Origin of the sequence: Mycobacterium innocens (assembly GCF_900566055.1) — a bacterium.
Lineage (GTDB): Bacteria > Actinomycetota > Actinomycetes > Mycobacteriales > Mycobacteriaceae > Mycobacterium > Mycobacterium innocens.
Window position 1 is genome coordinate 1 of record NZ_UPHQ01000316.1, and the last position, 11,399, is coordinate 11,399.

Genomic DNA, 11,399 nt, shown 5'->3' on the forward strand with positions numbered 1-11,399 from the left:
GGTGGCCTACGGCCAGCCCTGACACCGGCTGCGGGCACCACCCCCTGGCTGCTACCCGGGGCAGCAGCAAACAACTTCACCACAAGATCCCTACAACTGAAGTCTCCACGGATTCAGGGGAGGCCCGAAGTTACCGTCGGCGGGTGATCGGCGGGCGGATGGAGCAACGCTTGAAAGAGATCATCGTCGAGGTGATCACGGCGAAGGGGGTGAGGTTGATCGAGCCGGAGACCATGCCTGATCACGTGCATCTGCTGGTGCACGGCGACGTTTTTTGGGACACCCGGAAGGTTCGACGGCGCGAGTTGTTTTTTTCCGTACAGATTGGGCGCAGCGGACCAGATCGCCGCCGTTGTTAGACGGCGATGGGGGTTTGGATCGTTTGCATGAAGCCCCGGCCCGGACCAGCTGAATATATGGATGCGTGGATCGCTGGCTTGACCTGGGAAAGGGCCAAGACATCGTTGATGTTGGCGAAACGATACTTCTCCGATAGGGATTCAACGGGTAGGTCCGCTGCCAGGTTGAGCACTTCAATGCCCACGACGACTCCGGCCGCGTCGAAATCGACCTGAATATCCGGGGTCTCTTCGACTGTCTCAGCGACTGGCTTATCGGTCAGTTGGATGTACGCTGCCCCAACAGAGGTGTCAACGCTGAGAGTGATCATCGTTTCCCCTTCCATGCTGCCGACTTCACCACGATACGGCCTTCATGGGACAGCGGCGGCATCGTCCACACTTTGAGCACGCTTCTTCCGTCCATCCCGTAGCCTTCGTGACACCATGCGCCATCAGTGGCCGGATAGTCGGCGAAACAACTCCGGATGGCGCGCTTGATGTCGTCTTCCGTGACTCCACGTTCGGCCATCCGGCGCCGCGGGTGGCCGACAATGATCAGGTTGATCGATGGTAAGCCGGGCATCACTGCGGGGTAATGATGGCGAAGGCCAACCTGCGCTGCTCAACCTCGTCGACGTCCACGAAAATCTCGCAGAGCCCCGCGCTGACCAGCGGGATTACGGCTGATGCCGCAAACATGACAGCAACCTTCCCGTCGTAGCGTGGCTCCTCGGGCCCGATTGTTATCGTCCCGTCAAGAACGATGTTCATGTTGCCGGGTGGATTGATGCGAATCTTCAGCGCAATTGATTCGGCGTCCTCGGGAGCCCGGATGCGCCCGGCTATATACACGATGTGCTGCGCGGGGAGCGTGAGGGGGCGGATGTCGATATAGCTTGCGCCGACCGCCGTCAACTTCCCGGCTTCGACCTTGGCGTACTCCGCGATGAACGCGTAGTCCAGTTCGGCCATGACCGGCACCATAGCGCGGGTCACTGAACCTTCAATTCGACTTGGACAAATGTCCAGCCCACAAGTCACGTTCAGCACGGGAGCCTGCCCGCCAGGACCTGTCGAAACGCCTCGACGGAGGCTGACCGGTATCTCACACCGGCCAGCGGGCCATGGCTACGGCGCTGGTGCTGGAAGCGGACGGGCGTCGGGAGAATGGGCGGTGGAAACGGAATACCGGCTTGCGTCATATCCAACAATCGTTGGATAACGAAGACTCATGGGCCGAGTATTTGCGCCGAGGCCGGCATCGTCCTCGACTTCAAACCCGACCTCGCCGAATCCGTTGTCTCGGGCGCTGTTTTGCTCCATGAGGAACGCGCGGAAGTTGCTGCCTCACTACGGGAGTCGGGGCTGAGTTTGCGGGCGATTGCGGCGGCGACGGGCGAAGGATACGGCACCGTCCGGCGCGAACTGTCACGTGAGCCAAATGGCTCACCTGAACCGGCCGACGCTATCGACGCCGAACCGGCCGAGTCGGAATCTGCCACGGCACAGTGCATTCACTGCTGTTGCCCCGCGCCTCGACGCGGCTGTCGATCAGAGCTACCCCCATCCTGAGGCGAGGTTCATTTTGAACCTCTCCTAAAACTCGCGCCGTGGGGTACGCCAACCGCTCACCCAGCGGGTGACAAATGAGTTTCATCCTGAACTGATTTGACCAGGTGCGGGCGAAAGCCCGGCAGCGGCGCGGCAGGGGGCTGGCCACCGAACGCGAGGTTAAACATTCCGATCATGGCCTGCAACAGTTGCGGCGGCCAGGTCCACACCGGGTGCACGTTGAAGCGGTACGTCAGTTCCCGTCGCAGCTGGTTGATGTCCGCACTGGCTGTGCTGGTCACCGCGCCACCGCCCATCCGCGTCGGGTCGCTTCTGCGTGCGCGTCGGCCAACGCGCGGTCATCATGACCGCACGGGCGCAGTGGGCCGGCTCAGACGGTTTCCTTGCCCGCTAGCAGTGCGCCGCGTACGGCGAAGTGGTTGCCGATCGTGACGGCGCGGACTTTGCCCTGGCCCGTCATTGTTCGGCCCTCCCGTCGGTGTCGCGGTTGTCGGCCAGCCGCTGGCTCTTGGCTTCCGCCTGAAGGTGTGGCCACATTCCGGCCAGCAGCGCTTCCCGGTTGGCGTCGTCGTCAAGCTCGTCGGCGGCGGCCAGTAGTGCGGCCGCGAGCTGGCGCGCCTGATCGGAGTCAAGCTCGTCGCCGTGGTCGTGGTCCCACACGATGATGCGCCGGGTACCGTCGTCGGATTCCTCGATGTCGATACTGACGCCGCTCATCGCGCCGACCACCTGTCCAGCTCGTCGGCGGCAGCCACCAGCTCGGCGGCCAGCTCACGGGCCTGCCGGGCACTCAGGGCCTCGCGGTCTGCCTGCACCGATGGGCGGTCAATCGCGGACTGGTCAAGGCTGCCGTCGGCGTATTGGACGGCCTCTGCCCATACCAGAACGTTGCCGTTGCCGGCCACGCCGCGGACCTCGCCGGTGATCCGCCGCCAAGGCCGGTCCGTAGTGGTGTCCTGCCATAGGTCGGCGAACCTGGCGCCGGGGGTAGGGGGACGCTGGGTGTGCTTGCCATGGTTGGGGCTCCATTTCCATCGGAGCCACGCTGCCAACCCTTGTTGCGCCAACCTTGTGCGGACACACATCTGCGCTGGTCAAATGGTGCCCCCGGCAGGATTCGAACTAGCCGGATGGGCCGATATGCAACCCGCCCTGACGTGCGCTGAAGAAGCTATAATTGCTGGCAGCAGGATATTTCATGCATTGCTGGTGTTAGGTTCTGTTGGGTTCTGTATAGACCCGTTATAGCCCGCTTATAGCCCGAAAGTCGCCCGTGAGGAGCTGCCGCGATGCCGCAGAAGAAGCCCGCCACCGCCACCCGTAGCCGCCGTGGGTTCGGACGGCTGCGCCGACGCGGATCGGGCCGCTGGCAGGCGAGCTACTTGCACCACGGCGTGCTGCACTACGCCCCGGCGACGTTCCCGACGAAGGACTCCGGCGCGTCATGGCTGCAGAACGAGCGCGACCTGATCGACCTCGATCGGCGCAAGCCGGGTACGTGGACTCCGCCCGCCGACCGGGTGACCAAGGCGGCAGCGCGCAAGCTCACTTTGCGCGACTACGCGAAGCCGTGGTTGGAGCACCGCAACCTCTCGCCGCGCACCCGCGACAATTACGAGTACCACCTTGAGCGGAATATCTTGCCGACGCTGGGGGATTCGGCGCTGGCCGAGATCACGCCCGAGGACGTGCGCGTCTGGTTCACCGGACTGGGCACCGAGCACCGGACCCGCAACGCGCAGGCCTACGGCGTGCTACAGGCGGTGATGAACACCGCGACCGATGACGGGCTGATCGACCGCAGCCCGGCCCGCATCAAGGGCGCGGCGGCGGTGAAGCACACGAAGCGGTCAGTGGTGCTGTTGGAGCCGGACGAACTCGCGGCGCTGGCCGAAAAGATGCCCGAGGCGCTGCGGCTGACCGTGTTGCTGGCCGGGTGGTGCGGGCTGCGTCGTGGGGAGTTGTTCGCGCTGACGCGGGCCGACGTCGCCGAGGATGCCTCGACGGTGCGCGTCAGCAAGGCGGTGACGTTCCGGCACGGCAAGTTCGAGGCCGGGCCGACCAAGACCAAGGAGTCCAACCGCACCGTCACCGTGCCGCCGCACCTGCGCCCGATCATCGCGGCCCACCTGCGCGCCCATGTCGGCGAAGCCAAAACGGCGCTGCTGTTCGCCGACCCGGTGACGGGCGGCTTCTACGCCGAGGGCCGATACCGCACGCCGTTCTTCAGCGCCCGGCAGGCCATCGGCAAAGACGAACTGCACTTCCACGACCTGCGTCACTTCGGCGGGGTGATGGCGGCGGTCGCCGGAGGAACCACCAAGGAGGTCATGGCCCGGCTTGGCCACGTCACCAGCGGCACCGCCATGCGTTACCAGCACGTCGCCGCCGGGCGGGCCGACATGCTCGCCGATCGACTGTCGGCGCTGGCCGCTCCGGTGTCGGGCGACGCGCCAGCGGCGGGATGAAACCCGCACTTACGCAACGAATCTGAGACTACCGGCAAGAACCCAACGGAACTAAACACGCCATGAGCTATTCTTAGCGGGCCGGTCGCGTAGCCCCAGACCCGCACCCTCAGTCTCACTCTCTGTCTCAGGCACGACCCCCTCCGTCTCCGTCTCCTCTCCCAATCTCAGCAGGGGAAGATCACCAGACCACGGAGCAGAACCCAGTGAGCGCCAAGACCACCACCCCGCATTTCATCTCTCTGCAGGACGCCGCCACCCGTACCGGATTCTCGGTGTTCACCTTTCGCGAGAAGATCGCCAACGGCGAGCTACCCGCCTACCGGCTGTCCGACAAGCCCGGCAGCGCCATCCGCGTAAAGGTCGCCGATGATCGACGCGATGATGAAGCCGCTCATCCCGGCTGAGATTTACGCCGACCGGCAGGCCAGTGCTCGCTGACCGCTGCGCTCCGATGAGCCGAAAAGCCTGCACGTCAACGCAATTGACCCCCTGAACGCTGTGATGCCCGCCCAGCGCGCCGTTTTGGCCTCGACGCGGGTGCCGGGCGGGCACCACTCCAACGACTCCCACCAAAGAGTCACGTCCTTCCGACGTTCCAACGAGAGGTAAGGCCCGATGTCCGACGAGAAGAACAACTTGCAGTCTAGCAACGACCCGCGCAACCGCGCCGGTTCACCGGAGGCCAACAGCCACAACGGCAATGGTTACGTCGACCCGGCTGACCTGCCCGCCGACATCGGCAAGCGCCCGCGCAGGGTCAGCGATGATACCGACGGCGACGGCGACGGCGACGAGCTTGCGCTGGCGGTGCCTGCCCGTGTCGCCGCCGAGCTGTGCAAGGCCAAGCTGACACTGCGCGCCCGGCGCGCTCTGGGTCAGCGCAGCCTCTACGTCAACGTCGATGATCTGGTGACCCTCGGGCTGATCACCGACAAGCAGCGTCCGACGGTCGATGCCGCCGACATCGCGTGTCATCACATCATGCGGGTGGGTCTCGACCTCTATGAGAAAACACTGCCTCTGGACACGCTGCGGGGCATCGTTGACAACTACGATCCTCACCGCCAGATCGCGCTGGCGACGCTGACCGACGTCGCCGACGCTGACAACGAGTACGCCGCGCTGGCGGTCAAGAAGCTGCGTGACCGCAACACTGTCGGGCGCGCTGAGGGGCGGCGTGCCGCCTTGGCGTTGACGCTGACGGTCGCCGAACTGCTCGCTCTAGGCGCGACAAATACCGACGTCCGTGGGCTGCCGAGTGCCGACGAGGGTTCACGTGCGGCGTCGGTGCGCATCATCGAAAACTGGAACGAGGTCGACCGCAGTGACGCCCGCAGACCGGCGCTGCCCGCCGCCAGCATCACCCTGACGAAGGCGTCGGCGGTGACCCGGCGGCACGCCGACTGGCTGTGGACCACCGAAGGCTTGAACCCGTTGGAGTACGGGGTGACGGCGGCGATGATCCCGCTGCACGGCCTGACGACGATCGCCGGGCGCGAGCAGGCCGCGAAGTCGACGTTCTGCTGGTGGCTGGCGGCGCAGGTGACCCACGGCCTGCTGCCCGGCCACTACGCAGGTCAGCCGCGCGACGTGGTGATCCTGGCAAGCGAGGACTCCGAGACCAAGATTCGCCGCAGGCTGGAAGCGGCGGGCGCGGACCTCAATCGGGTGTACCTGCCGACCAAGACCACTCCTGACGGCATCACGTTGCCGATCTCGATCCGCGATGACCTGGACACGCTGACGGCGCTGCTCACCGGCATCGAGCCGGGCCTGGTGATCTTCGACCCGATCAAGGACTTCCTCGGTGACGGCGTGAACACCGACCGCGAGGACGAGGTGCGGCCCGTGCTGACGCCGCTGCTGCGGCTGACCGAGGAGTGCGGCACCGCCGTCGTCGGGCTGCACCACCTGAACAAGTCGCTCAAGGGCGACTTCCTCACCCGGCTCACCGGCTCCGGCGCGTTCAAGAACGTGAGCCGGTCGGTGATCGGCGTGGCCCACGAACTGACCACCGACCGGCGGCTGGTGCAGCTGATGAAGTCCAACGACGGCGAACTGACCCGCAGCGCATTTCAGGCACGAGTGATCGGCGTCGACATCACCATCGACGGGCGCACCGAGAAGGTCGGCAAGTGGGTCATGGAGGGCGTGAGCCTGTCGGACCTGGACACGGTGCTCGCCGCCAAGGAGCGCGGCGGAGGCGGGTCGGCGGCTGAGCGCGCCAAGGATGCGCTTGCGAAGTACCTCGGCGACGCGGAGAAGCCGTCGGAGGAGGTCAAGCAGGCCGTGGCGAAGCAGCTCAACATCTCCGAGGAGACGGTCAAGCGCGCCTTCCGCGATCTGGATGGGGTATCGCGGCGCACGAAGGAGAAGCCGTCGCGCACGATGTGGCGGCTGGCTGCCGAGGGCGAGAACCGGGCTGACGATACCGCCGACTGACTGCGCCGCAGGCTGTCGCGCGGGGTGCGATCGCCGTCCTGACCCGACTGGCGCGCCGTGGCACATCGCCGCAGTTCAGCGTGCCTTTTCCCAGTCGGGTCAAGCGATGACCCAACTACCCACTCAGGTCAAGGCTTGACCCGACTGGGCGCACCGCCTCTGACCTGCACAAATAAGTAAGATATCTACTCATTCTCCTAGTCGGGTCAAGTGTGCGGTCGTGCCCCCGCGCGAAGAGGCGGCGTCGCGTTGAGAAGCGGTGCCGGGTGTGAGGCGGTGTCACCGATACATAGCTGTCCCGACGGGGGCGGGGGCGGCGTAAGAAGCGGCGGGACAACGACTTTCCCGACGACGTCGGATTCTGTAGGCGTGCACGGTAGTTCGGTACAAATTCGGTATGCCCGGTCCCGTGATGTCCCGCTACGCCAGCCGCGCCCGCGCGAAGGAAGCGTTCGAGTTGCGCGGCCAACGACTCAGCTGGCGCGAGGTCTGCGACCGGCTGGGCTTCCGGTCGGTGGGCGCGGCGCAGTCCGCCGTCGCCGCACACGTCGCCCGTGAGCGCCGTGAGTCGACAGCCACCTCGATCGAGGCGCACAAGTTCGGCGTCGAGACCCGCACCCGTGCGCTGACCCAACGGTTCGTGGCGGCGTACCGCAGCGGCGACGACGACACGCTGGTGTCGCTGAACCGCGAGATCAGGTCCAACGAGGTCGAACTCGCCAAGCTCGGCGGCTTCTACGCGCCCGACAAGCTCGACGTCACCGTGACCCAGACCCCGGCGGCGATCATCGCCGAGGCGCGTACCCGGCTGCTCGAAGTGGTCGACGCCGAAGTCATCGAACCGAAGGAGATCGAGCAGTGAGCACTCCCACCAAGCGCGACGTGATCGAGGCGGCGTTGAGTGTCGCCGACGATGCCGCGCAAGGCCGACTGTCGCCGACCGATCTGCAACAGCAGGCCGTGACCGAGTGCCGCGAATTGTTCGGCACCGTCGTCGGCGACGGTGATCCGCTGTGGGAGTTGCAGCGCGAGATCGCCCGGCAGGCCGTGGGACTCGGCGCACTCAGCCCCGACGAACTCACCGAATGGGCTGCGGTGCTACGTCGTCGGGCCGGAGAGCCCGTGGAAGCGCCTGAGCCACACCGATGACCCCTTGCCGGCCCAATCGTGCGCGAGCGTTGACGAGAGCGGGCCGGAATCGACCGACGATGATGAACCCGATGCCGCTGCGCTACAGGGCGTGTCGGTGGCGGCGGCTCTGGCAGAACTGGCTTCTCGCGCCGCTGCCCAGCGTGCCGCGCGAGAGACTGCCAAGGCGAAGGCCAAGCCGCAAGTCAGCGCCGACGGGTACGACCCGCTGGCCGGGTGGAACGCGGGCGGCAGCCGCCGGACCTGAGACTCGTTCGGCGGCATCGCAACTGCCCGTCATCGGTGCGCGCGTCTAGGTAGGGCACACCCATGCGCGACGCCCGATGTGCTCCGCATCGAGCGTCTATCTAGGTTGGTAGACGGTTTGCTAGACGGCGGTCTATGGTCGTCTTACACCCCAGTTAGACAATCGTCAGGAGACCGCCGTGCCCGCCCAGATCACCTACACCGCAACCGCTCCCAGCGCTCAGACCTTCACCCGCACCAGCGCCACCATGCGCTACACCCATGCTTTGCTGTGCGCCGACGACGGTGCCGACAACTGGGGGGTGTGGTCGTGGCACAAGAGCGCCGACGCCGCGCACAAGGCAGCGAACAGCGGTGCCGCACACAGCCCGTCGGTGCAGCGTCAGGTCGTGCCGGTCGTGGTGACCAAGGTCGCCGGGAAGATCGACCCCGCCGACACGTTCGCCCTCGACGCCAAGGCCCGGCTCGACACCGCCAAGGCCGCGCCGGTCGCCGACGTCGCACCGGAGCCGGTCGCCGCTGGGCCGATGACACGCGAGCAGAAACAGGCGCTCGGCACGCTGGTGCACGCCGCCGCCCGTCAGGCGCTCGCTGATCTGCCCGCCGGTGTCGACTCCGCCGAAGCTGCGGCTCAGATCGACAAGTGGCTCAGCTACATACCGCAGGCCAAGGCCTCGTAAGCCGTAATGACCGTAATGCCCCGTCATCACCCCGAGCACTCACCCAACGAACACCGAGAGGACCACACGATGACCACCACCACCAACGGCCAGCGAGTCGGCTACGTGCGCGTCAGCACCGTCGACCAGAACACCGCCCGCCAGCTTGACGGCCTCACCGTCGACCGCACCTTCACCGATCACGCCTCCGGCAAGGACACCGACCGCCCGGCGCTCACCGACTGCCTGGGCTATGTGCGCGAGGGCGACGAGTTGATCGTGCATTCGATGGACCGGCTGGCCCGGTCGCTGGTCGACCTGCGCCGCACCGTCGATGACCTGACCGCGCGCGGCGTCAAGGTCACCTTCGTCAAGGAGGGCCTGAGCTTCACCCGCGACAGCGCCGACCCGTGCGCGGTGTTGATGCTGTCGGTGATGGGCGCGGTGGCGGAGTTCGAGCGGTCACTGACGTTGGAGCGGCAGCGCGAGGGCATCGCCATCGCCAAGACCAAGGGCAAGTACAAGGGCCGCGCACCGTCGCTGACCGACGAGCAGGCCGAGGCCGTGGTCACCCGGCTGGCCGAGGGCGAGTCCGCCTCGGCGCTGGCGCGCGAGTACGGCGTCAGCCGGGCCACGGTTTACAACACCCGCACGCGAGTGGTGGCATGACGGCATGACGACCCCCATCAAGCTGGGCACTCAGGCAATCGGCGCAGCCGGTGAATTGCTGGTCCAGTACCAGTTGCTCAAGCTAGGCATCGACAGCGCCAGACTCACCACCGACTCGGGCATCGACCTGGTGATGTATGTGCCGGACAGCCTCGACGCGCACACGGTGCAGGTGAAGGCGAATCTCGGCTCCAAGCCCGCTGGCGGCAAGGGCAAGCTGCTGCTCAGTTGGCCGTTCCCCGACGACTCCAAGGCGCAGTGGCTGGCGTGCGTTGATCTGTCCACAGACAGCGCGTGGCTGTTCCGAATAGACGAGGCACGCAGGCGTGCCCAGCAGAAGCACGCTGGCGGCACGCGGCTGTTGTACTTCTACACCGACGAGTCGGTCGGACCGAAATCCCTTCGTGTGAGCGACATGACCGGCCACCGCCTCGAAGCCGTCATCGCCACGCTGCTCGGTGGGCAGCCGAGGGAACTGCCGTGACGGCGGATACCCGGCAGCGACGGAAGAAGCGCCTTGACGCTCAGATCAAGGCGTGCCGCAAATGCGTTCGCCCCGATCGCCTGAATGTGCCCGGCGTGACCGAATCAGCGCCAGGTTTCGGGTCGATCGACTCACCCGTTGCGATCGTCGGCGAGGCCCTGTGCCGGGCCTGCATGGCGAAGCAGGAACCTTTCTACGGCGGCAGCGGGCGCGTCCTCGACCGCTGTTTCCAGCGGGCCGGGGTCGATAAGACCGACCTGTTCATCACCAACTCGATCCACTGTCACCCCCCCGGCGACCGAGACCCGTACCCGCATGAGGTCAAGAATTGCGCGGACTGGTTGCGTGCCGAGCTGCGAGAGATCGTCCAGCCGCGCCTCGTCATCGGCGTCGGCAAGTTCGCCAAGGCGTCCCTGCTGTTGCTGTATCCCGATGCGCGGGAGCTGAATTGGCCGTTTCGAGTGCCACGCTTGCGCCGTCTTGATCCGCCGCGCCTGACGTACCTGTTGTTCCCGCCGCATCCCTACTACATCATGACCAGGGCCGCGCCCATCCGTGAGCAGTACGAGCGGCGGCTCGCCCGCGCGATCGTGTGGGGCTTCGCCACTGCGCCGACCGGACCAACCGAATGACCGATCCTGTTGACCTGACCGGCTTTACCGGCTGGGTGCCGTTCGCTCAGCTGCCTACCGCCGACGTGCCGACCGGGCCGGGCGTGTACGTCGTCGTGCGGCCTAGCGACGATCCACCGACCTTCCTCGACGTTTCGCGCGCTGGGCACTTCAAGGGCAAAGACCCGACCGTGCCGGTTGCCGAGCTGCAGGCGCTGTGGGTGCAGGGCACCCGAATCGTCTACATCGGCAAGGCCAGCCTCGGCACCACCGGCAGGCGCGGGCTGCGTAAGCGGCTCGATGAGTTTCGCCGCTCCGGCGCCGGTGAGCCGGTCGGTCACTCCGGCGGGCGGCGCATCTGGCAGCTGGCCGACCATGCCGCCTTATTGGTCGGATGGCGAGTGACCGACGACGCCGACGCGCCCAGGATCGAAAGCGAAATGATTACTCAGTTCCGCGCCCACTACGGGGTCCGTCCGTTCGCCAATATGCGCAACTGACCTGCGCAGAGTAGGGTGCCTATTTCCCGACAGTGTCGGGTTACCTTGTTATACCGCAACATCTTTCGGCGAGTTGCTTGCACTGTCGAGTGGCATACTAGGCCTCAAATAAGCGAGCCGGTGTGAGATGGGTGGCAGTATCGCACAGGCGTGCGATTTGGCTTGGCGGTGGGGCGGTTTGTGAGGGGGCGATGGCTGTTGTCAGGTGCGTGAGCGGTCGCAGTTTGGCTGGATCATTGGTTCTGCGTGAGGTTT

Annotated in this window: 17 protein-coding genes and 1 pseudogene; 12 read left to right on the plus strand and 6 right to left on the minus strand. The window is 65.9% G+C overall.

Translation table 11 applies throughout. The features are described from left to right. Positions 1-131: 131 nt before the first annotated feature. Positions 132-269 (plus strand): annotated as a pseudogene (locus tag EET03_RS29045) (transposase); the annotation flags it as partial. Positions 270-355: 86 nt separating this feature from the next. Here the strand turns inward: EET03_RS29045 and EET03_RS29050 are convergent. The 6 genes from EET03_RS29050 to EET03_RS29955 form a co-directional block, all read right to left on the minus strand. Next, positions 356-670: a DUF2283 domain-containing protein gene (locus tag EET03_RS29050; protein ID WP_063471733.1), complete on the minus strand. Its 315-nt coding sequence runs from the start codon at positions 668-670 to the stop codon at positions 356-358. Beyond that, on the minus strand, positions 667-924 hold the full coding sequence (locus EET03_RS29055; protein ID WP_075541516.1) for a DUF4258 domain-containing protein: 258 nt from the start codon (positions 922-924) through the stop codon (positions 667-669). Before EET03_RS29055 ends, EET03_RS29050 begins: the two co-directional genes overlap by 4 nt. Next, a complete protein-coding gene (locus tag EET03_RS29060) occupies positions 924-1,313 on the minus strand; it encodes a DUF6941 family protein (RefSeq protein WP_075541518.1) in 390 nt (129 codons plus the stop codon). The genes EET03_RS29055 and EET03_RS29060 overlap by 1 nt, the downstream gene beginning before the upstream one ends. Positions 1,314-1,969: 656 nt before the next feature. After that, entirely contained in the window at positions 1,970-2,194 is a 225-nt protein-coding gene (locus tag EET03_RS29070; RefSeq protein ID WP_136625784.1) for a hypothetical protein, read from the minus strand. A 175-nt stretch (positions 2,195-2,369) separates the two neighbouring features. Continuing rightward, positions 2,370-2,630: a hypothetical protein gene (locus EET03_RS29075; RefSeq protein ID WP_099193814.1), complete on the minus strand. Its 261-nt coding sequence runs from the start codon at positions 2,628-2,630 to the stop codon at positions 2,370-2,372. After that, positions 2,627-2,965 (minus strand): hypothetical protein, encoded by a 339-nt coding sequence (locus tag EET03_RS29955; protein WP_136625785.1) that lies wholly within the window; start codon positions 2,963-2,965, stop codon positions 2,627-2,629. Before EET03_RS29955 ends, EET03_RS29075 begins: the two co-directional genes overlap by 4 nt. A 237-nt stretch (positions 2,966-3,202) precedes the next feature. On the opposite strand from EET03_RS29955, the gene EET03_RS29085 reads away from it, so the two are divergent. From EET03_RS29085 to EET03_RS29135, 11 genes are all read left to right on the plus strand, one after another. Continuing rightward, positions 3,203-4,381 (plus strand): tyrosine-type recombinase/integrase, encoded by a 1,179-nt coding sequence (locus EET03_RS29085; protein WP_099193815.1) that lies wholly within the window; start codon positions 3,203-3,205, stop codon positions 4,379-4,381. A gap of 206 nt (positions 4,382-4,587) precedes the next feature. Then, positions 4,588-4,788: a helix-turn-helix transcriptional regulator gene (locus tag EET03_RS29090; RefSeq protein ID WP_244232593.1), complete on the plus strand. Its 201-nt coding sequence runs from the start codon at positions 4,588-4,590 to the stop codon at positions 4,786-4,788. Between the two features lie 211 nt (positions 4,789-4,999). Beyond that, positions 5,000-6,826 (plus strand): AAA family ATPase, encoded by a 1,827-nt coding sequence (locus tag EET03_RS29095; RefSeq protein WP_075541512.1) that lies wholly within the window; start codon positions 5,000-5,002, stop codon positions 6,824-6,826. A gap of 397 nt (positions 6,827-7,223) precedes the next feature. Beyond that, complete coding sequence (locus tag EET03_RS29100) at positions 7,224-7,688, plus strand: hypothetical protein (RefSeq protein ID WP_075541511.1); 465 nt, start codon at positions 7,224-7,226, stop codon at positions 7,686-7,688. Continuing rightward, a complete protein-coding gene (locus tag EET03_RS29105; RefSeq protein WP_075541510.1) occupies positions 7,685-7,975 on the plus strand; it encodes a hypothetical protein in 291 nt (96 codons plus the stop codon). Before EET03_RS29100 ends, EET03_RS29105 begins: the two co-directional genes overlap by 4 nt. 4 nt (positions 7,976-7,979) lie before the next feature. Beyond that, a complete protein-coding gene (locus EET03_RS29110; protein ID WP_075541509.1) occupies positions 7,980-8,222 on the plus strand; it encodes a hypothetical protein in 243 nt (80 codons plus the stop codon). 178 nt (positions 8,223-8,400) lie between these two features. Next, complete coding sequence (locus EET03_RS29115) at positions 8,401-8,901, plus strand: hypothetical protein (RefSeq protein ID WP_099193816.1); 501 nt, start codon at positions 8,401-8,403, stop codon at positions 8,899-8,901. A gap of 69 nt (positions 8,902-8,970) precedes the next feature. Then, positions 8,971-9,549 (plus strand): recombinase family protein, encoded by a 579-nt coding sequence (locus EET03_RS29120; RefSeq protein WP_075541507.1) that lies wholly within the window; start codon positions 8,971-8,973, stop codon positions 9,547-9,549. 4 nt (positions 9,550-9,553) lie between these two features. Then, on the plus strand, positions 9,554-10,033 hold the full coding sequence (locus EET03_RS30605; RefSeq protein ID WP_075541506.1) for a hypothetical protein: 480 nt from the start codon (positions 9,554-9,556) through the stop codon (positions 10,031-10,033). Between the two features lie 95 nt (positions 10,034-10,128). Next, a complete protein-coding gene (locus EET03_RS29130) occupies positions 10,129-10,665 on the plus strand; it encodes a uracil-DNA glycosylase family protein (protein ID WP_167470743.1) in 537 nt (178 codons plus the stop codon). Then, entirely contained in the window at positions 10,662-11,144 is a 483-nt protein-coding gene (locus tag EET03_RS29135) for a hypothetical protein (protein WP_075541504.1), read from the plus strand. The genes EET03_RS29130 and EET03_RS29135 overlap by 4 nt, the downstream gene beginning before the upstream one ends. Positions 11,145-11,399: the final 255 nt, after the last annotated feature.